This is a genomic window from Bacillus sp. LJBS06, assembly GCF_016924995.1.
In the GTDB taxonomy this organism is placed as follows: domain Bacteria; phylum Bacillota; class Bacilli; order Bacillales; family Bacillaceae; genus Bacillus; species Bacillus stercoris.
Genome location: NZ_CP070483.1, coordinates 741,210 through 765,101, shown reverse-complemented (window position 1 = coordinate 765,101; position 23,892 = coordinate 741,210). Strand labels below are relative to the sequence as shown.

Here is a 23,892-nt window from a genome sequence, read left to right as displayed (position 1 = left end):
CTATTCGCCGCCTCTCAATCTTTTATCTCGCTGATTACGTATCCGCGTTTTTCTCCGGCCCTTGGATACAGCCGCCATTTCTTCCTTCTCCTCTTCACTTTCCTCTTGATCTGGACTGATAAATTGCGCTAAAGCAGCTACAGATGGGTATGTGAATAAAGTCACCACAGCCTCATTGGTTCCCAATTCTTTATTTAAACGGTTTGTCACTTGTACAATATCTAACGAGCTGGCTCCCAAATCAAAAAAGTTATCATGTATGCCGACTTGCTCCAGGCCCATGAAATCTTGCCAAATGCCGCATATGATCTGCTCTGTTTTGTTGCGGGGAGCGACATACGGATTATTCAATTCCGGCCTAGTGTGTAAGGCGCCTGCCTTTTTCTCCTCTTCCGCTATGCTATCGGCATTCATGGATATCCATTGCTTCATTCTGTGTCCCAAATCACCCGTTGAAACTAATAAATGGCGATTGTTGATATCTGACAGCACATATTGAAATAGAGCTGCTCCTTCTTCAGGCAAAATGGCAAGTTCAGCAATAGATTCTCCGATAGTTGATTCAAGCTGGCCCCAGAAGTTCCATGCATCCCAATTCACGCAAACCCAAGGCGTCTTGCTGCGCTGATTCACCCTCGCCGCAAAAGCATCCATATAAATATTCGCTGCGGAGTACGCTGAGAAACCGAGACCTCCGAGCAAAGCACTAATCGATGAAAATAAGAAACAAAAATCTATATTTTCGTTTTCTAATAGAGATTCAAGCACTTTCAATCCTCTGACTTTAGACTGGAACTGGTCTTCTCCGCCTTCAATCGTTACAGGTATATCTGTAATCGCCCTGAAAGACGAGCTCCCCGGAAGTCCGGCAGCGTGAAAGACACCGTTTAGCTCTCCAAACTCAGTATGAATTTTTCTCATAACAACCTGCATATCCGACAGGCTTCCCGCATCTGCCTGAAGAGCTGTCACCTTTGCGCCTAACCGTTCCAATTCTTTTATTTTCAGGATTTTCACCGAAGTCGGATCATCGTCCTCATGCTTCTCGCACCAGCTTTCCCACTGGCTGCGCTGTGGAAGTTCACTTCTTCCTGTCAGAATCAGACGGACGTTTCCTTCTTGTGCAAGCAGCTTTGATAACACAAATCCGATTCCGCCAAGCCCACCCGTAATAAGATAAACCCCTTTCGGGCGGATCATATTCGGCAAGCCGGACGCTTTATTTAACTGAACAGGCTGATACATCTGCACCCATCGGCGGCGGTTTCGGTATGCGATTATTTGATCCTCACCCGCAGCATCAGTTTCCATCATGATTTGGTCAATCAACTCCTCTTCTTTCCATGTCAATGTATCCGGTAAAGGAGGAATGTCGATGTTCCAGCATTTCAAATGGTTATATTCCTGCGGGATGACTTTCAACGGCCCCAAAATGGTCGATTTTTCAGGATTGATTCGTTCTTCTCCAGTCACCTCATGAATCCCGCTTGTCAGCACAAACATGTTACATTCGTTCATTTGTTTTTGATTAGATGCCGCCTGTGCAGTAAAAATCAAACTATAATAGCCGTTTTCACTGTACGTGCTGAACGTTTTATAGGATTCCTCTTGCTCCGAAACGCTCCACAGATGCATCACACAGTTTGGAAGAAGCCCGTCTGAAGCAAGCGAAGAAAATAAACGCTCATAATGTGTTCCATCAGATGGATTAATGACATACAATCCGCTGTTTATTTTTTTGAATTGCCGGTCTCTCGTGACAATTACGGTCTCATGTCCTTGACGGCGCATCGCTTGCACAAGCCGATCTCCAAAGGCTGTTCCTTCATGGAAAACAAGTGTTTTTCCGCTTTCAGCTGGCTGCTCTTTCTTTCGGCTGTCAGCGGACTGGATTTTCCTTTCCCATGACGGCAGATAGAACCATTGATCCATCGGTTTCTTTTTATTCCAGGCATCAACTGCGGTGAAAGCAGCCGCATTGTCAGCCGCTTCTATCCAATAGCGTTTTTTCTCAAAAGGATAAGGCGGAAGCGATATCAGACGCTTAGGCTTACCACCGCCATACTGCCTCCAGTCAATTTCACATCCGCAGACCCAAAGCTGGCCTAATTTCTTTAAGAAATAGGAATGATCATGCGCTGGTTCCTGAACATGTCTGACGAGGTTGACAATGTCATGCTGGCTAGATCTCTTCTTGTGCCTTCTGGCAAATGTGCTTAATGTGCTGCCCGGCCCGACTTCTATTAACAGAACGTTGTCATCACTCAAAATCTGTTCCAATCCTTCATGGAAGCGGACTGTGCCTCTTAAGTGCTGAGACCAATAAGCCGGGTCTGCTGCTTGTTCCGGTGTTATCCATGTTCCCGTTACATTCGAAACAAATGGAATCCGAGGGGTGTTCATATCCTGTTGCTTTACAATCGCGGCAAATTCCTCAAGAATGGGCTCCATCATATAAGAATGAAAGGCGTGAGAAGTATGCAGCCGGCTGCCTGCAATGCCCTTTTCTTCAAGGAGAACCGCAAACGTCTCAATGTCTTCGCTTTTTCCGGATACTACGCATAAGTCATGAGCATTAACAGCCGCAAGTGACAAACTGTCCGTAAGCAGCGGCTCCAGCTCTTTCTCTGATAGCTGAACACTGATCATTGCCCCAGATTCCAGCTGCTGCATCAGCCTTCCCCGCTCCATTACGAGCGTTAAAGCCGCCTCTAATGAAAACACGCCTGACAGGCATGCAGCAGTGTATTCACCAATGCTGTGCCCAATCATGTAATCTGGTGAGATGCCTGCACTTTGCAGCAGCTTTGCGAGCGCGTATTCAAAGATGAACAGCAGCGGCTGTACAACAGCGGTCTCTGTCAGCTTCGCCCCATCATTTGATTCGGGGAAGACGATCGCCTTCAAATCAATTTGATGTGACCTCTGCACGAAGGCAAAACAGCGGTCCGCTTCACTCTGAAATACCGGTTCAGCTTCATATAAATCTTTCATCATATCGATATACTGAGAGCCTTGCCCTGAGAACATAAAAGCAGTCGGGCGCCCGCTGTGTTTTTGATAGGCTGTGAGCTCTGCACCGCTTTCCCATTCCGTTGATTTTGACAGCACGACCGATTTTCGGTATGAAAATTGTTTTCTGCCGACTTGTAAGGTGTATGCCACATCCTCTAACGGAACGTTCGGTTGCGTTCGAAGAAACTCCTTCAATCGAATTGTCATCCGCTCTAAGGCTGTGTCTGTTTTTGCTGACAGAACTAGCAAATGCCGCTGACTCTCGTCAGCTTCTCTGCCTGATTCCCGCTCTTCTTCCAGCACAATGTGCGCATTGGTGCCGCCTATTCCGAAGGAGCTGACACCCGCCCGCCTTGGATCAGCGGATTCCTTCCAGTATGTCGCTTCGGTATTGACATAAAATGGCGTCTGGTCAAAATGAATATGCGGATTAGGTGTTGTGTAATTCAAGCTTGGCAAAATGGTTTTATGTTTTAGCGATAAAACGGCCTTAAAGAGTCCGGCAATCCCGGCAGCGCTGTTTAAATGTCCGACATTGCTTTTCACTGACCCAATTGGAATTGACATTGGCCTGTCACTTTTAAAAACCTGGTTCAGCGCTTCCATTTCGATTGGATCGCCCATTTTTGTACCGGTTCCGTGAGCTTCGATATACCCTACGGTGTTCGGATCAATCCCTGCATTTTCGTATGCATGTTTTAACACTTCGGCCTGGCCTTCTACACTCGGAGCGGTAAAACCGACTTTTCGGCTTCCGTCATTATTCATTCCGACCCCTTTTATGACCGCATAAATGGAGTGCCGTTCTTTAACGGCGTCCTCATATCTTTTTAAAACGACAATCCCCGCGCCATCGCCAAAAACGGTACCGCCTGCGTCCTCATCAAATGGACGACAATGCCCATCAGGTGATTGAATCATGCCATCCTGATAAACATAGCCTGACCTTAAAGGGGTGCTGACAGTTACGCCTCCAGCAAGCGCCGCGTCACATGCTCCGTTTTGCAGCGCTTGACATGCCGCTCCAATGTTGACTAAAGAAGTAGAGCAGGCTGTTTGCATTGTGATGCTTGGCCCGTGCAGGTTTAATTTATAAGCAAGCTGGGTACTGAAAAATTCTCTGTCATTTAACAGCATGGAGCTGAACTGTTCAGTCCCATCCAATTTCCCTGCGAAACGTGTAATCCACTCGAGGTTTGGACTTGTCCCAGTGTAGACGCCGATTTTCCCTGTTGTCCGCTCCGGGTCGCAGCCCGCATCTTCTAAGGCCTCCCAGGCACATTCATGTAAAAGCCTGAATTGCGGATCCATCAATTCCGCTTCTCTTGAGGAATATTGGAAAAAATCTGCATCAAACATATCAGAGTCCTTAATAATCCCCTTCGCTTTTACATAATCAGGATGCTTCAAGAGCTGATCATCAATGCCTGACGCTTTTAGTTCTTCATCCGTAAAGAAGCTGATAGATTCTTTGCCGTTTACAAGATTATTCCAAAACTCATCCAAATTGCCGGCTCCAGGAAAACGCCCTGCCATACCGATAATCGCGATATCAGTTTCCTGGCCGTTCGGACGGCTTTGCGACACCTTTTGATGCTGCGTCATTTCCAGCTGCCCGGCCTTCGTTTGAACCTGTTGATGAAGATGCTTCGCCAGGCTGCGAACTGCGGCAAATTGATAAAGCAGAACTGGTTCCACCTTCCAATTCAACTGATCTGTTACTTTTGCCGCTAATTGAGAGATATCAAGCGACGTAGCCCCCAGCTCAAAAAACGGTGCATCATCGTTAAGCTCATTGAATCCAAAATGCTTAATGACAATTTCTCTGACTGTCTTTTCAATAGCAGATAACGGCATTGCACGAAGCGGTTCTGCCGGCTGGTGAGGCTCATCTTCTTCAAGTTCAGCCGGTGCCAAGCCGTCAGGCAACGGTAAATGCTGCTTTGTAAAAGGGTAAGTCGGCAGAGCTAACCTTTTATTAAGCTGAGGTTCATGCAGGATACTGAAATCAACCTCAGACCCGAGACTCCACAACGCTCCGTATATATGTAACTTTAAAACGTCTGTGTGTCCTTGTGTGCCGAGTTCACCTGTCATGCCAATTGATTGGCGCTCTGTAAACACTGATGCCCCCTGATTCAAACGCAGGTCTATGCAAATAGCAGGTTCCTCCCGCAAACAAGACGAGATGTGTTCAAAAAACCGTATTGGCTTGCAGATTTGGCCGGCCCAATAACTGGCATCCGCTGCTCCGTCATCTGTTATCACTTTTCCAGTGACAGATGAAACGACTGGAATGTCTGGTGACTTCATGTCCAGCGTGCCAAGGAAGTGCATGAATTCTTGCGCTGCGTCAGCCAGCAGATCCGATTGATACGCAATATCCCCATCAAGTAACTCAGCAGCTATCCCTTCTTGTTCAAGCCGCTCCTTCAGCTGATACACATCCTCCGGCAAACCGGAGACGGCACAATACCGCTCATCAATCAGCGCAAGGGATAATGATTTCTCTAAGTATTGAACGATATCCGGCTCTGACAGGCTGACACCGAGCATTTTTCCTGCCGGCGACATGCTGATTAACTCTCCACGTTTATATGCAGCTGTTGCCCCTTCTTCAAAGGAAAACATTCCTGCCGCACAGGCCGCCGTAAACTCCCCGAACCCCCGCCCGATAAAGCGGTCTGGTGTTATGCCGGTGTGCTGTAAGAAACGGACTGCGGCGTATTCCATGATGAACGACAACAAATGGATCAATCCCAGGTTTTCCTCTTCCTGGTACGTTTCTGGAGCAGAAATACATGCTTTAAAGAAGCTGAGTACATCCTGCTGAAACGCATTTTGCACCTTTTCAAGACAAGCATCGACTTCTTTTTTGAACAGGCTTTCCGTGCGGTACAGCTGCGTATATCGGCCAAAGCCCTCTTGAACGTCTCCCGCAAATACAAACATGGTGCTGCTTGGAACAACCGCCGATTCTCTGATTTGTTTTTTACTCCGATGATCAGAAAGCTGATCAAGCAGATCCTTTTGATGTGAAGCTACAAAGGAGATTCTGTACTGGAATTGCTTTCTGCCAAGCTGTAGCGTACGGGCTATGGCTGGCAGCGGTGCTTCAGGGTTGCGGCGAAGAAAATCAGCCAATTGACCCATTGAACGGATAAGCTCCTGCCTTGTTCTCGCAGAAAGAACAACAAGCTCAGGACCGCCGACTGGCATTTCATCATTATGAGATGGGGGCTCTTCAAGGACAACGTGAGCATTCGCGCCGCCGATTCCAAAGGCGCTCACGCCGGCTCTTCTCGGTCCTTGCTGAGATTCCCATTCAGCCAGCTCTGTATTGACAAAAAACGGCGTGTTCTCAAACTTGATACGCGGATTCGATTTTTGATAGTGAAAAGCGGGAGGCAGCATTTTATGATGGAGCATCATAACGGTTTTTATAAATCCCGCTACCCCTGAAGCGGCGTCCAAATGCCCGATATTCGCTTTGACAGAACCAATGCGGCAATATGCTTTTTTATCTGTATTGAAAGCACGGGTCAGCGCCTCAATTTCAATCGGATCTCCAACAGGCGTTCCCGTCCCGTGAGCCTCAACATAACCAATGGTTTCCGGTTCCGTTTCCGCCATCTCCATAGCTGTGGCAATGACATTCGCCTGGCCTTCAGCACTGGGAGCCGTATACCCTGCCTTATTGTTTCCATCATTATTAATTGCAGATCCCTTGATGACCGCATAAATCACATCACCGTCAGCTTGTGCGTCTTTCAATCGCTTTAACGCCACCACTCCGGCTCCTTCACCAAAAATGGTTCCGTTCGCCTTTTCGTCAAACGGACGGCAATGACCATCTGCTGAATAGATCATTCCTTCCTGATAAAGGTACCCAGATATATGCGGCAGGCTCAGGGTAACACCTCCGGCTAATGCAAGGTCACATTCTCCCCCAATTAAGCCCTGGCACGCCATATGTATCGCGACAAGAGAAGTCGAGCAAGCAGTTTGAACTGATACACTCGGCCCTTTCAAATTAAGTTTATAAGCGATTCGTGATGCAAACGATGAATCATTTAAATGCATGATTTGAAATGCGTCTTCATTCTTATGAAGAGAAGACATATGACGGCCCATCCAGGACAAATTGCTGGAAGCACCAGCATACAGCCCGATCAGCCCGTTAAACCGTTCAGCGTCACAGCCCGCATGCTCCAGCGCTTCCCAGGTGCATTCATGCATGAGTCTGATTTGCGGATCCATCAAGGCAGCTTCTCTCGGTGAATAGCCGAAAAACGCCGCGTCGAAGTCAGAAACGTCATCAATGATCGGCTTTGCTTTTACATATGCCTCTTGACCAAGCAGCGTCTCATCAACCCCGGCTTCTTTTAATTCTTCATCGGTAAATTGAGTGACCGATTCTATTCCTTTTGAAATGTTGCTCCAATACTCATCAATATTTGCCGCGCCTGGAAACTTGCCCGCCATACCGACGACCGCTATTTCCAGTCCTGTTTCTGTCCATTGTTTCTCGTCAGCCATGGAAATCAGCCTCCCATCTATTTTCGTCTCATTCGCTGTTTTCGCCGGTTTTTCCCTTCATTTATGGCTTTTTGGCGATCTGGCTCTATTCCTTTTATGTGTAAGTCATCACCGCTTTGCTGTGCTTTGACGGCTTCGGTTAATGCTGCAACCGTCGGGTGGGCATACATCATCACAACCGGGATATCCACACCGAGCTCGTTTTTGATTCTCCCGCTCACCTGAAGCAGATCAAGTGAAGAGGCTCCTAATTCAAAGAAATTCATATTTACATCTGTCTCAGCATGAAAATAATCCTTAAAAATATTCATTAATCTTTCTTCAAGTGTATCCAAGCGGTCTTTTGTCAGCACATGCGCAGCGGTTTGTCTGTCCTCTTTCACATAGCTGTCTTTTATTCGTTTGTTTACGTCCTGCAGCGAAATTAGGACTTGCGGGTAACACAGCTGCAAAGCTCTCATAAATGCTTTCGCACCTTGAGCCGGCAGGATTCCTTGTTGCTCTCCCTTGTCCGCTATCTTCGAAAGAATGGCTGCCGTTTCTGATTCATATGCCATCCCTACTTGTTCCCAACGGTCCCAGTTAACCGACACCATGTTTTCGCCTTCTTTTCGGCATGCGTGAGCATAGCTGTCCAAGAATGCGTTTGATGCAGCGTAGCCGACTTGGCCCCCCGCTCCTAAAAATGAAACAAGAGAGGAACAAATGAAGAAGAAGTCCGGCTGTTTGTTTTTAAGCGCTTTTCTTAACAGAGCGGTTCCTGTTATTTTGGCTTTTGCCATCTGCCTCTCATCGTCTGGTGTCCTTGCGTGAATCACTTTGCCATCAGGAATGCCCGCTGCATGAATAACGCCATGAATGGCTTGTCCAAAACGAGATTCTGCCGTTTGCAAGGCTTTTTGAAGCTCTGCCTCATCTGAAATATCCGCCTGTAATACCAACACCTCGGCTCCAGCCTTCTCGAGCTCTTCAACAGCTTTGAGTTTTTTGATCGCATCGTCATTTGCTCTTAGTTTATCGGGCAGTCCTGTCCGGCTTAGCAGCACAAGCTTTGCTTGAACTGTTTCAGCTAAATGAGATGCAAGAGATAATCCGATCCCGCCAAGGCCGCCTGTAATGATATAAACTCCTTTATGCCTGAGATTGCCGGCCATATCAATCTCATCTTGCTTGCCCGGCTGCTTCGCCTGCCGAATCCATCTGCTGTTTCCGCGATAAGCCACAATAGGCTGATCATCCTCTTTTTTAAGTTCATAAGAAATCATTTCAGGCCAGTTTGATTGACCGTGCCGCGGGTCCGGACAAAGATCAACAGCTTTACAGCTGATCTGCTGATACTCTTGCGGAATGGTCAAACAGACTCCGGTCAGCGCAGCCTGATGAGGCTGAAGCTCCTCCATTCCCGTCACATCGTGAGCTTGATTGGTCACTACGGTCATGCTGAATCTTTTGTTGCTCTCTGTTCCAAGTAAACGGACAAGATCAAGGAGGGGAAGATAACCGGCTATTGTGCGCTCTGCAAGATCTCCATCACGACAATCACAGTCTTGCAGCCGCATCCAGATGATTTCATCAGGGATAAACCCCCTTGCATTCAGTTCATCCAGCAGCTTCCGGAAGTGGGCCGTATCCCGATGGTTTACCGTAAACGTGTTTTTGTCCATTTCCGCAAAGCAATCACCCGGCAGGACAGACACGGTTTCCGCTTGCTGTTTTAGAAGATATTGGCTGACATCATTGTTTTCTTCAAAGACAAGTATCCTTTTTCCTTGATGAGTGAATGTCTCATTGGCTGGTTCCATTCGTTCCCAATGCGGGACGGAAAACCACTTATCAAAAGGAAGCTGTTCTTCACTGGAGGCAATGTTTAATTTCAATTCGTTTTTGATCTTTTCTTCCATGCCGCCCTGAGCTGGTTGCGGATCGGGAAATACTTGATGCTCAAAAGGATAAGTCGGAAGCGGGACCCTTTCATATGAGCCCCTCTGGCGAAAGTCCTCCCAGTTCATGTTTACACCATGCGTCCAAAGCCTGCCGATGCGGTTTAACAGATAGACACGATCAGACGATACTTCCTTTGGATGCCTGATGATATTAACCGCAGCATGTTGCTCCGCCATAAAACCCTCATGTTTTCTCACAAACTGCGTCAACGTGTTCCCTGGCCCGATCTCAACAAATACAACATTACTCATTTGTAAAAGCGTGCTCAGCCCTGAATGAAAATCAACCTTTTCCGTGATTTGCGAAGCCCAGTATTTCGGATCTACGGCCTGCTCTGCTTGTATCCAATCGCCTGTCACATTTGAAATAAACGGAAGGTCTGGTGCTTGGAATTCTATCTCTTGCAGAATATCAGCAAAACGAGATGCTGCCGGCTTCATCATGCTTGAATGAAACGCATGGGACGTTTTTAAGTGCTGAATGGCCACTCCTTTCGACTGAAGGCGCGCGGCAAAAGTATTGATTGGCTCCATAAGGCCTGATACAACCGATAAATCAGAGCTGTTTGAAGCCGATAGCTCAACCCCTTCTGTCAATTCCATTTCTGTCTCTACGCCGGGCAGTCTGACGCTCAACATTTCTCCCTCCGGCATTTCCTGCATCAATCGGCCTCTCATCACAACCATATGAAGAGCGTCTTCCAATGAACAAATGCCTGACAGACAGGCTGCCGTTAATTCCCCTATGCTGTGGCCAATCATGTATTGCGGTTTTAACCCCTTTTTGATTAAGAAGGACGCCAGCGCATATTCAAAAGAAAATAAAATAGGCTGCGTATACGAGGTTTCATGGATAAGCTGTTCAGCTTCCTCGCTTTCTGCCTCATTATTCGGAAGCATAATGCTTCTAATATTGAGTCCTTCCTCAGTTTGCAGAATGTCAAAACAGCGGTGCAGCTCCTCCTGGAATATGGGTTCTTGTTCATACAATTGTTTCCCCATATTGACGTATTGAGAGCCTTGGCCGGAAAACATAAAGACAACGGCCGGCTTCTCCAGCGCTTTTGAAGTACTTGCCATATCGCTTGTTATCCCTAAAGGGCCAGCCGTAAACGCTTGACGATACTGAAAATGCCTGCGGCCCTCTTGCAGTGTGTATGAAACGTCTTGGAGCGGCACCTCTTCATTCTCTTTTATAAATCGCTTGACCTGATCCGCGGCCTTCTTTGCCGCTTTTTCAGAACGGGCAGAAATAAGCATAAGGCAGTCTTCATGATCCTCTTGATGACGTCTTTCCTTCATCGGCGGCTCTTCCATCACAACATGAACATTCGTGCCGCCGATCCCAAAGGAACTGACGCCCGCTCGAAACACCCGGTCAGCTACTGTCCATTGCTTTGCGGATGTGCTGACATAAAAAGGAGTGTTTTCAAAATCAATTTTAGGATTAGGCTTTTTGTAATGAAGGCTTGGCGGCAGAGTTCTCGCTTTGAGACTCAGCGCCGTTTTAATAAACCCCGCAATACCCGCGGCGGAATCCAAATGACCGATATTTGTTTTAACAGAGCCGATTGCGCAGTATTGCTTCTTTTCAGTTTGAAACGCTTGTGTTAGCGCCTCTATTTCAACCGGGTCTCCTAACGAGGTGCCCGTGCCGTGCGCTTCGACATAAGAAATACTTTCGGGCTCTACACGGCTGATGTTCAGCGCTTTTCTAATGACATCGGCCTGCCCTTCGATACTTGGCGCAGTGTAACCGACTTTACGGCTGCCGTCATTGTTATATGCGGAACCTTTAATGACAGCGTAAATATGATCTTGATCCTTCAGCGCCTGCTTTAAGGTTTTCAGCACTACAACACCGCAGCCCTCTCCCCCGACTGTCCCATTTGCTTCCGCGTCAAATGCGCGGCAGCGGCCGTCCGGCGACATAATCATTCCTTCTTGATACATATAGCCCTTTTTGTGGGGGCAAGTCACCGTTACACCTCCGGCCAGCGCCATTTTGCAGTCGCCGGTAAGCAAAGCTCTGGACGCGAGATGCACCGCCGTCAGAGAAGATGAACAGGCTGTATCCACCGCGATACTCGGCCCTTTCAAATTTAATTTATAAGAAACTTGTGTATTCATAAAATCCTTGTCCGTCAACTGAACAGCAGCAAACTGTTCAGAAGAACTGCTATTTCTCAGTAGCATTGAACTTGCCTGCCAGTACAAATTCGCAGACGCAGCGCCGAATAAGCCGATAGGCTGTGAATAGGTTTCGGGATTGTAGCCGGCGTTTTCAAGAGATTCCCACGCGACTTCATGAAACATGCGCACTTGCGGGTCCATTACCTCAGCTTCTCGCTGTGAGTAGCCGAAAAACGCCGCGTCAAAGTGGTCATGCCGGTCTACTTTTCCTTTGGCTCTGACATAATTCTCATGATCGAGCTGTTCTTTAGGCACACCGGCTTCCATAAGCTCTTCTTTTGAGAAAAACGTGATGGATTCCGTGCCCGTTTTCATGTTCTCCCAAAACTCTTCAATATTTTTGGCTCCGGGGAAACGGCAAGCCATTCCGATAACCGCTATTTCTAAGCCTGTTGTTTTACTCATCAGAAATCCCGCCTAACAGTTGTGCGACATTTTCTAAATCTTCCGCTGCCTCTTCCTCACTTTCTGTATTTGCCTGACAACCCTCAGACTCCGCTTGCCGGCTGAGCTGGGCAGCTATTGCCGATACAGATGTATACTGAAACAGCTGAACAACAGACAGCTCTTGTCCAAACTGCTCTTTCAATTTGTTCGATAGTTCTACGATATGAAATGAGTTTCCGCCGATATCAAAGAAGTTATCTTCCATGCTGATATCAGATTCAGGTATATTCAGAATGCCGGCAAAAATGGAAACCAGCTTTTTTTCAGTTTCATTGTGCGGTTTTATGACCTGCTCGTCAGATTCAGGCTCTTCAAAGGGGTCTGGGAGTGCCTTGAGATCAAGCTTCCCTGACAGGTTCATTGGAAATGAATCCACGCGGATGAATCGTCTCGGAATCATATAACCCGGCAGCTTTTCTCCTAAAAACCCTCTCATTTTTCGAGCTTTCAGTTTTTGATCGGAAATGAGATACGCCACAAGAAACGGATCATCTGATTCCTTTTGAACTGGAATAATCACCGCATCATGAACGATTTGTCCCGGCTCCCGGTAATCAAGCAAGGCTTTTCTAATCTCATCAAGCTCTATTCTGAATCCTCTTATTTTTACTTGATCATCATACCTGCCAAAAAATTCGATGAAGCCGTCACTACGCCATCTCGCCAAGTCACCGGTATGATAAAGCTTGCCGGCAGGAATATGCTGCGGTTCTGTAAATTTTTCTGCCGTCAGCTCTGGCTGACGGATATATCCTCTTGCCACCCCGTCTCCGGCAATGCACAGTTCTCCGTATACGCCGATGGGCACAGGCTGTCCGCAATGATCTAAAATATAAATCTGTTCATTCGGCATCGGCCTGCCAATCGGTACGACGGGTTCATTCCAAGAATCAGGTATGGTAAAAGCCGCTGATTGCACAGCGCATTCCGTCGGACCGTAATTATTTGTCATCACCGGCTTACCCGCACGAAACGTTTGTAAATATTGCTGAACCAATTGGGGCGGCAGCATTTCGCCGCCAGCCATTATTAACTTCAATTCGTCAACGTGATGCGGCTCTTTCTCAGCGGCTTTGATCATGAGGCGCAAATGAGAGGGTGTCGCATCTGAAATATGAATGCGGTTCTCCTCATAAAAAGACCACAACTGCTTTCCATCCATCCTTGCATGATCTGGCGCAATATATAAGGTGTGTCCAAGAAGTACTGCCGGAAATATCGTTTGCACGGATGCGTCAAAAATATGTGAAGCAAGCATGCCGATACGGAGGTGCTCTTGTGAAATTGGCTGAAAATGAAGGCTGTCTATGCCATATACTAAATTGATGACTTGACGATGCTCCACCATCACGCCTTTCGGTTTTCCTGTTGTCCCTGATGTATACAGCACATAAGCGAGATTTTCAGGAGATGGCAGGCGCCCATGCTCCGCCGCCCCTTCAAATTTCATCATTTCCTCTATACATAAGCTTTTTTGATTCTCAGCAGAAGTGCCATGACCCTTGTTCGTGATCACAAACCGCGACCCGCTGTTTGTCAGCATATAATCCATCCGTTCGGACGGCATATTTACATCTATCGGCAAATAAGGACAACCTGCTTTCAAAATGCCTAATATGCCGATAACCATTTCTGCCGAGCGATGAACCATCAGCCCCACAGGCTCCTCATGACAAACGCCTTCTTTTGTCAAAAAAGCAGCAATCCGATCTGACAATTCATCAGCCTCACCGTATGTGAAGCTGACATCTTCATACACGATTGCAGGCTGATCAGGTTTGAGAGCTGCCTGTTCTTTGAAGAGATCGACAATCGATTTTTCCTTCGGGTATGGTTGATTTGTGTGATTAAATGTCGTGATGACTCTCTCTCTCTCCTCATGAGAAAGTAACTGCAGCTCAGAGACCAGAGTCTCAGGCGCCGACAAAGCCTGATCTGCCAGCATGCAAAAATGGCCGGCTATCCGTTCAGCAGTATCGAATGTGTAATGCTTCAAATTCCAGCTCAGCTTTCCAGTCAATCTCCCTTCATCACACTGAATGGAGAAAAATAGATTCGTGTCCAGCGCTTTCAATGACACCGGCTGCTGGAGATCATTCACAGCAAGGGAAATGCCGAAGCGGGGCTCCCCTTTTTTATGCAAAGGATGAAGCTCATCCAATAGGATTTTCACAGGAAAATTTTGATGGGCATACACTTCTTGAAAAGCTTGTTTCACATGCTCTAGACAGTCTCTGAAACTCATAGAAGGATTGATTTTCACCAGCAGCGGAAGAAGATCATTGATCACCGGCTGTGTTTCCCGCTGTCTCAACACAGGGGCCGACGCCATGATATCCGTTCTTCCATCGTACCTGTGCAGCAATGTGACTGCCGCAGTCATCAAAATCATAAATATACGCAAATCTGAAGCTCCGGATGCCTTTAAGATGGCCTTTTCCAGCTGAGCCGGGAATGAAAAAGGTATTGAAGCTTCTTCATCGTTTTGATCAAGAAGCTGTGAATCATAAGGAAAACGGCAGTCCGACGGGATTTGAGTTAATACAGAAGTCCAATATTGCCGCTCCTTCACTTTTTCAAGAGCTGCGGTTTTCAATTGAAAGACATCGGTTTGGTTCATTGTTATTCACCTATTTCTGCTAGATTTTCAGATCGTCTAGTTCCAGCAACGATACCTTTTCTAAATCATTGATGCCTGAAGTCAGGTCAATATCCTTGAGAGCAGTTTGCTTACAATCAATTACGGCTGACAGCACCTTTTTAATCCCTTTCGCAATGCCTTCAATCGTTTCTCTTGTAAACAGCTCAGTGCTGTATTCAATGACAGAAGATAAACCGTTTTCGTCTTCTGAAGCGATCCAAAGCAAATCAAACCGGGAAACCGCTGTTTCATATTCATAGTCGGTTAGTGTGATCCCGTCTACCTCTAAAGAAGGCTGGCTTAGATTTTGCAGAGCAAAAACGGTATCAAAAATATGATTCCTATTTAACGTCCTATCTAACTTCAAGTCTTGAACCATATGTTCATACTGATAATCTTGATGATCAAAGTCATCAATCACCAGCTGCTTGACATGGTGCAGAAATTGAGTGAACGTCATCTCTTTTTCCGGATAAAACCGAAGCGGAAGCATGTTAACGAAGATACCGATGATCCGCTGCAGCTCCTCCTGCCTTCTCCCCGCAACCGGAACGCCGACTACAATGTCGGACTGTCCAGTGAGCTTGTGCAGCAGGACTTGATAGATTGATAAAAGTCCCATAAACAGCGTGGCGTCTTCATCGGCCATAATGGCTTTAAACGCCTCAAGCTCTTTTTTGCTTACATCAAAACGATAATGGGCGCCGGCAAAGCTTTTAACATCAGGTCTCCGGTAATCAGCCGGCAGCTGAAGCTCACGGAAGCCGTCAAGCCGTTTCAGCCAATATGTTTTCACCTCATTCAGGTCATCAGACTGAAGCATCTGATTCTGCCATTCTGAGAAATCTTTATATTGCAGTTCAAGCGGTGCAAGCTCTTTGCCGTCATATAGATCCATAAACTCGCTGACCAAGATGTCCTGAGATAGACCGTCAGAAATAATATGGTGCATATCGAGCATCAGAATATACTCGTTTTCAGAGTTCTTCATCACACCAGCTCTCATCAAGGGTGCCTGATCAAGCTGGAACGGCTTTAAAAAGCTGCTGATGACTTCTTGTTCTTTTTCGTTTTGCCCTTCCTGGCCTGCCAAATGGGATAGGTCAAAAAAGTCTGCATGAAATTCCGCATGCTCAGCTATGCACTGCATAGGAACACCGTCTATTGCTTTAAAGGATGTTCTTAAACTCTCATGACGATGAATCAATTGCCGGAACGCATTCTCCAGCCTTTGCATATCAAGCTTTCCTGCAATCCGGCCGGCAGTGAACTCATTGTAACCAGTGCTTGTTTGATCTAACTGCTGAACAAGATAAAGCCGTTTTTGCGCTGAGGACAGCGGATAATAATCCTGTTTTTCAGCTTTTTCTATCTTTCTGTAAATCTTCTTGTCGGCTTGGCTGATAAATTCGGCCATCTGCCTGATCGTCGGAATGTTAAAGAAATCCGGCAGCGCAATTTCCACATTGAACGCTTGATGAAGAATGGAAATGAAAGTAATCGCCTTTAAAGAATCACCGCCCATCTCAAAGAAATCATCGTCTATGCCGATTTGATCAATTTTGAAAAATGACTGCCAATGAACAAGAAGTTCTTTCTCCATTTCAGTTATTGGTTCAACATATTCAGCGGTAAGCTCTGGCCGCCCATACAGCGAAACGTCCTCTTCTTGCTGTTCATCGCTAGGCTGGTGCAGACGATTCACATATCTTTGTATCCTCTCCTGCAGATCCGTGGCAGACACGACAATCTGATCCATATGATCAAATGTGAAAATTCTCTCGAAAACCTCTCTGCCCTCATGCGCACGAATCAGGGTATTTTCTAAATCCCCTCCGACTGGAATATCCGGTTTTTTGCCGTCTTCAAATTCCCAGCCATCTAAATTTAGGGCTGTCCACTGAACAGGATGCTGCGCATTATGTTGATATACAAAGGCATCAACAAAATGGTTAACTGCAGTATAGGCGGTAAATCCAAGTCCTCCCAATATCGGAGACAAGGACGAAATCAAAAAGCAGAAATCAAGCGGCCGATCGTCCAACACTTTTTCTAATACCGCAACGCCTGTCATTTTTGCTTGAATGTGAGCATTCGAAAAACTTCTATCCGTTTGCTCCATCATCCTGAATGATTGTTCGCCTGTTATTCCAGCTGCATAAATTACGCCATGTATGGAGCCGTACTTATGTTCAGCCGCATGAACCAGTTCAGACATATCCGCTTCACAGCTTGCATCCGCAGCAACAGCAATAACTTCCGCGCCTGTTTGTTCTATCTCATATATTGATTTTATTTTTTTAACAGTTGGATCATCTTCAGCATGCGTGCTGATTAAGGACTCCCATTCACTCCGCGGCGGAAGGCCGGAACGGCTAGTCAGAATAAGCTTTCCTTTTGTTTTCTCAGCAATGGTTTTGGCAGCATGTAAACCGATGAAGCCCAGCCCGCCAATCAGAATATATACGCCTCCGGGACGAAGGTGCCCTTGCGATGATTCTGCAGGCACTGCTTTGTGAATAAAATTCCTGGTGTACCTTTTATTATTTCTGTAAACCGTTAGGAGATTGCCTGATTCGGTCATCAGCTCAGATCTGATGAGTCCCAGCAGCTTGTCTTCTTTCCAGGAATCTTCTTTCTGCCTGTCTATATCAATCACTCGATAGCGAAGGAACGGTGTTTCCTGAGATATGACCATACTCGGCCCCAGATGTACGGCTTTCTCTGGATATAACGTTTCTTCTCCGCCAAGCTGATACGTAAGGGACGATAATACAAAGATCGAAATTTCCTGGTTTGTTCCTTTCTTTTTCAATGCTTGCCCTAAGTAAAGCAACGAGTAATAGGATTCGTTTTGGATCTGCTCAATCCACTCTGCAGCAGCGGTTTCATTCTTCTCTGCCAGCCCCCAGAGGTGCAAAATCCGGCTGTACTGAATCTTTTCCTTCTCCAACACTTCAAAGAGACGGCAGTAATCTTCCGCAGAGTCTGGGCGAAGTGTGTACACTCCTTTTTCAACCTGCTGAAAGTTATGCCCTTTTTTAACGATGACACAAGAAGCACAGGCAGATTGCATCCCCTGAATAAGCTTATGTGAAAAATCGCCATCCTCCATGAAGACAAGCAAACGTTGTTCCGCCGCTTCAATCTCTCGGGAAATCGGCAGGATTTCTTTTTCCCATTGCGGCAGATAAAACCAATCCTGAAGCGGGAGCTTTCCTCCGGAATGTTTATTGCCTTTTCCGCTGGCAGTATGCTTCCGTTTGGGCCAAAAGGATTCCTTTTCAAAAGGATATTGCGGCATTGTAATTTTTTCAGGATTTCTGCCCTCATGCAGCCCGCGCCAATCAATGACTGCGCCATACATCCACAGCGTGCCAATTCTGCTGAGTAAAAATTGGACATCCGACATATTCTGCCTGCTGTGTTTCAGCACATTGCAAACATGCTGGCGCATCTCATCGTTAATCGATCTCTTCACCAGCACACTTAAATCTTGTCCCGGGCCGATTTCGATAAAAATAGCATGCTCCTGCTTCGTTAACACGCCAATACCCTCAGCAAAACGAACAGTCTCAGTCATGTGCCGCTTCCAATAGTCATAGTCCGCAGCTTCTTCATCCGCTATCCAGTCTCCCGTTAAATTCGAGAAGAAGGGAACACCCGGTTTTTGATAAGAAATGTGCTTAGCCGTGTTTCCAAATCGTTCAGCGGCGGAAGCCATGACGTGCGAGTGGGCAGCAATTGAACCTTTTACTCTCATACAAAGCACTTTTTTGGCTTTTAACTGTTCTTCAAACGCTGAAATGTCAGACTCTAGCCCCGACACAATGCAAGAAGCGTCATTCACAACAGCCAATGAAATGCAATCGGGGAGAATCGCTTTCAGTTCTTCCTCTGGCATTGGCACGCTTAACATGATGCCTGACGGCGCTTCGTGCATCGCTTGTCCACGCAAGCTGATCAGCTTGATGGCATCACTGAGCGTAAACACTCCAGATACCGCGGCAGCCGTTAGTTCACCAAAGCTGTAGCCGATCATAGCCCATGGCCGCAGCCCCCACTTCATCAATAAAAGTGACAGCGCATATTCCAGCATAAAAATAGCCGGCTGGGCATATTTCGTCTCTTGAAGCTTTATCGCGGCAGCTTCTTCATCCTGCTGATCAGGGTATAGAATATTCTCAAGCCTCTCACCAGTCGCTTCATAAAATTCTTGAAAACAGTGATCCATCGTCTCTTTGAAAAACGGCTCCTCCGTGTATAAATCCCTGCCCATGTTCACGTATTGACTGCCTTGGCCTGTGAACATGAAGATCAATTTTTTCTCCTTTTTTTCCTGAATCCGCGACATTCTACTGAGTCCTCTGTCCTTTTTCTCGGAAAGCAGGCGGATGACATCCTGCCTGTCCTTTGCCACAAACATTTGCCTATAATCAAAGTGCTGTCTTCCGGCCTGTAGTGTATAGGCGGCGTCTGCTGCATTAAGTTCAGAGTTCCTTTCCATGTGTTCAAGCAAAAGGTCTTTCGTTTTTTCTAAAGCATTCATCGTTTTTGCTGAAAGAGGAAACAGCTGATACGAACGCGAATGTTTTTCACGTTCACTGACAGGCGCTTCCTCCAGAATCACATGGGCATTTGTGCCGCCCATACCGAATGAGCTCACGCCTGCACGTCTCGGAGCATTTGTTTTCTTCCACGTCCGGAGCGTGTCATTGACAAGGAAAGGACTGTTTTCAAAATCAATATTGGGATTTGCTTCTTTAAAATGAAGACTAGGCACAAGTTGTTGATGCTTCAGAGAAAGAACTGTTTTAATGAGACCCGCCGCGCCTGCAGCAGCATCAAGGTGTCCGATATTCGTTTTTACGGAACCAATCCGGCAAAACGCGGTTTTATTCGTTTGAAACGCTTTGGTTAAGGCCTCAATTTCAATTGGATCTCCGAGAGCCGTGCCTGTCCCGTGGGTTTCCACATAGCTGATGGTTTCCGGCTCAATCCCCGCATCAGCAATCGCCTCTCTTATAACCTCTGTCTGGCCTTCCACACTCGGCGCATTAAAGCCTACCTTTTGGTCACCGTCATTGTTGACCGCAGATCCTTTTACAACCGCGTAGATCCTATCGCCGTCAGCCAACGCGCGGCTCAACGATTTCACTGCGACAAATCCGACTCCGTCGCCTCCTACAGTGCCTTTCGCGTCTTTATCAAAGGCTCGGCAATGGCCGTCTGGCGATTTCACCATATTCTCTTGATAGATGTAGCCTGACTTAACCGGGTGGAGAATGGACACACCTCCTGCGAGAGCGATATCGGATTCTCCATTCAGCACTGATTTGCATGCCAAATGCAGCGCGACCAAGGAGGTTGAACAAGCGGTCTGCAGGGTAATGGCTGGACCTTTCAGATTAAGTTTATGAGCAACCCGCGTGCTGATTGTATAGGTATCATTTAAAGAGCCGATTTCAAACAGCTCTGACATCCTGCCGTCTAATGAGTCAGCGAAATGCTGGAGCCATTGAAAATTTGAGGTTGTTCCTGTAAACAAACCGATTTTCCCTTCATATTCAGCTGAAACACACCCTGCGTCCTCCAGCGTTTTCCATACATACTCATGAAGAAGGCGGATTTGCGGGTCCATGACCTCTGCCTGCCCCGGTGAATAGCCAAAGAAAGAGGCATCAAATAAATCAGGGCCATCGATGATTCCTTTCGCCCTTACATAATCACTTCTCATAAATGTTTGTTCATCAATGCCCGCCGCAAACAGCTCTTCATCAGTGAAAAAAGAGATGGATTCCTTGCCGTTTTTCAGATTATGCCAAAATTCATCTATATTTTTAGCGCCGGGGAAACGCCCGGCCATCCCGATGATGGCGATACTGTCATTTGAAGGAGCCTTCCTTTTTGATATGAATGGTGCTTTCTTTTTTGATTGCCCTTCATCCTGGCCTGATAAGAATTCAGCAAGCAACTGAACTGTTGGACGGCGGAACATCTCAACCATAGGAATACTTTTTCCCGTTTCCTTAGAAAGCTGCTGATTAACTTGGATCAAATGCAGGGAAGTGCCGCCGATTTCAAAAAATTTATCGTGAACATTGATGCTGTCTTGACCAAGTACACGTTTCCAAACCTCCAGCACCATCTTTTCTGTTTCAGAAGCTGGGGCCTCCATAAGCACCTTCCGTTTTGTCTCTGCGGCAAGCTCGGGCAGTGCTTTTTTATCCAGTTTTCCATTAGCCGTCAGCGGCATCTCATCCATCACAATAAATCGGGATGGAATCATATATTCCGGCAAATGACGGCGCAGGTATTCACGCAGCTGCTTTTCATCAATCGTCTCATCAGTGAAAAGATAAGCAGCCAGGCACGGTGTCTGGGACGCGTCCTTCTTCACGACAGCCGCCGCCCCTTTGATCCGTCCGTACCGGCAGAGCCAATGTTCAATCTCCCCGCTCTCAATCCGATAGCCCCTAAGTTTGATTTGGTCATCATTTCTGCCTAAAAATTGAATGGTTCCATCTGGTAAAAAGCGGGCTGCGTCTCCTGTTTTATACATTTTTTCTCCGGGCTTAAAAGGATGCGCCACAAATCGCTCTGCCGTCAGTTCCTTCCGGCCTAAGTAGCCTTCTGCTACTCCTTTTCCGGCAATATAGAGTTCTCCCGCTGCTCCTCGGGGCAGCAGATTCATATGTGAATCAAGAATGTATATACCAGTATGTGCTGCAGGCCGGCCGATCGGCACATACAGATCCTTATCCATTTCAGATGAGTAGCGGTGAATCATGCAGCCGACTACCGTTTCCGTCGGTCCGTATTCGTTAAAAATTTCAATTTTCCCATCGAAGTTTTGTTCAATTTTCGCCGCAAGGGAGGTTTCTAATTGCTCTCCCCCCAGTATCAGGCACTCCATGACACTGTCCTGAAACGGCATCTCGGAAATGAAATGAAGATGGGACGGCGTTAACTTCATAACGTGGGCCCGATTATCTTTCAGTATTTGTTCCACAAGAAGCTGCTTGTTTTTATCCTGGTACACAATAATTGCGTTTCCGGTTATAAGCGGGGTAAAGATAGAAGTTACTGTTAAATCAAAAGATAAAGACGTATAAAGGGCAAAATCTCTTTTATGGCCTCTTACATATTGCTCGGCGGCCCAGGAAACATAATTTTCAAGACCCAGATGCTTAACAAGCACCCCTTTTGGCCTGCCTGTTGTTCCAGAGGTATATATGCAATACGCAATGTCTTGCGGACCGTATTGTTTCACCAGATTGCTGTCGTTTCCTTGATAAAGGTTCTGATCGGTAATATCTATTTTCACACCGTCGTACGAGTAAACCAGCCCATCGATATCCTCTGTCAGCAGCAGGTTTATCCCGCTGTCCTGAAGAAGATATTCAATTCTTTGCGGCGGATAATCGGGATCAACTGGAACATAAGCGCCGCCCGCTTTTAATACAGCGAGACAAGCGATCACCATTTCAATTGAATGTTCTGTTAAAATACCGACTCTTTGTGCAGGTCTGACTCCCTGACCTTCTAAAAAACGGGCGAGCTGATTCACTTTTTTATTTAATTGATCATAGGTCAGGGACTCCGAGCGAAACTCCACAGCAAGAGCGTCCGGCGTCTTTGCTGTCTGCCGCTCAAACAAATCAATAACAGTCTGATGTCCGTTGCCGGTCATACCTTTATAGTTGCAAAACTCTTCAAGCTGATAATGCACTTCATCTTCGGAAAGCATATTCAAGCGGTGCACAGATCTGTCTGCCGGATTGTCAATCACTTCCGATAACAGGTTGAGAAAATGATCCCCAAGCTGCTTCACTTGAAGAGCAGACATAGCACCAGGATTGTAGATAAAAGAAAAATGAATATGTTCATCAAAAGCTTGTACACTCAATGTCAAATCAAACTCAGTTTGCTCAAACATGTCATATTGTTCGATTGAAAGAGGAAGACTGTTTGACTTAAGCATTTGATCAAGCGGATAATTTTCAATCACGACAATCGTGTCAAATAATGACTGCTCAGCCGTCAGACCCGCATATGTTTTTAGATCAGACAGCGGTGTATGTTCATATTCACTTCTTTTGGCAATCTGCTCATGCGCAAGCTGAATCACATCTAAAGGCGTGGATTGAGGCGCAAAGCGAAGACGAAGCGGAATGGTGTTAATAAACAGCCCCGTCATTTGTTCTATTCCCGGCACATCCGCGCTTCTTCCTGAAACGGTTGTCCCGAACACCACTTCTTCTTGATCAGAATACTTCTTTAGCAGCAGCCCCCACACACTATATAAAATGGAAGCAAGCGTAACTTGCCGTTCAGCAGCGAGTGAGCGCAGAGCCTTTCCTGCTGAAACCGGAAGCTGTATCTCATGTTTAGAAAAAATAGCATTTCGCTTCCCTGGCCTTTCTGTATTCGGCAGCAATTGCACAGGCTCCCAGTCTTTCAATAACCCTTTCCAAAATGACGCCTGGCTGTCTTTTGTTTTACGCTGCTGTTCCTGCTGCCATTTCACAAATCCTTGATATGACGGTTTTTGAGAAACAACAGGTGTTTGACCCATGGATAACGCTTGATATGACTCCATCCACTCTTTGAGGACAATCCCCATGCTCCAGCCGTCCATCAAGATATGATGAAAGCTGATCATCATCCAGATCCCGTTTTCTTCTGTTTGATAAAGTGTGACACGAAAAGGGACTTCCTGAAGCTGAAACGGCTCTTTCCGATCACAGGCCGCAAGCTCCTCCTTCAGCTTATCCTGAGAAATCCCTTTCTCGAACGGGATGCTCTGATAACGGATATCTATATTATGATGCTTTAATATCACTTGAATTGGCTTAGCTGTTTCCTTCCACCTAAACACCGTCCGCAGCATTTCATTTTGCTGAACCGTTTGCTGCCATGCTTTTTCAAAAAGATCACGGGCTGGTTCGCTCTCTAGTTTTATCAGCATTTGTTCAAAATAGGCATTGCCTTCCGGCTCCATTAAATGATGAAAAAGCAGACCTTCCTGAATGGTTGTCAGTCCGAGAATGTTGGCTATGTTATTTTTATCTATTTTCTTCATTTGCTCACTCACAGAATCCTCTCCATCCT

At 46.5% G+C, this 23,892-nt stretch carries 4 protein-coding genes; all 4 read right to left on the bottom strand.

Annotation, left to right across the window (positions count from 1 at the left end; translation table 11 throughout):
* From JQX68_RS03795 to JQX68_RS03780, 4 genes are read right to left on the bottom strand one after another with little or no spacing between them, the layout of a single operon-like run.
* Positions 1 to 7,554 (bottom strand): type I polyketide synthase, encoded by a 7,554-nt coding sequence (locus JQX68_RS03795; RefSeq protein WP_147773003.1) that lies wholly within the window; start codon positions 7,552 to 7,554, stop codon positions 1 to 3.
* Between the two features lie 17 nt (positions 7,555 to 7,571).
* On the bottom strand, positions 7,572 to 12,095 hold the full coding sequence (locus tag JQX68_RS03790; protein WP_147773002.1) for a type I polyketide synthase: 4,524 nt from the start codon (positions 12,093 to 12,095) through the stop codon (positions 7,572 to 7,574).
* Positions 12,088 to 14,757 (bottom strand): non-ribosomal peptide synthetase, encoded by a 2,670-nt coding sequence (locus tag JQX68_RS03785; protein ID WP_205440534.1) that lies wholly within the window; start codon positions 14,755 to 14,757, stop codon positions 12,088 to 12,090. The genes JQX68_RS03790 and JQX68_RS03785 overlap by 8 nt, the downstream gene beginning before the upstream one ends.
* Before the next feature lie 19 nt (positions 14,758 to 14,776).
* Positions 14,777 to 23,875, bottom strand: a complete 9,099-nt coding sequence (locus tag JQX68_RS03780) for a non-ribosomal peptide synthetase/type I polyketide synthase (protein WP_147773000.1) — start codon at positions 23,873 to 23,875, stop codon at positions 14,777 to 14,779.
* Positions 23,876 to 23,892: the final 17 nt, after the last annotated feature.

Coding starts and splice junctions, on each gene's coding strand:
- JQX68_RS03785 (WP_205440534.1), bottom strand. CDS start 14,757: ATGAACCAAACCGATGTCTTTCAATTGAAAACCGCAGCTCTTGAAAAA.
- JQX68_RS03790 (WP_147773002.1), bottom strand. CDS start 12,095: ATGAGTAAAACAACAGGCTTAGAAATAGCGGTTATCGGAATGGCTTGC.
- JQX68_RS03795 (WP_147773003.1), bottom strand. CDS start 7,554: ATGGCTGACGAGAAACAATGGACAGAAACAGGACTGGAAATAGCGGTC.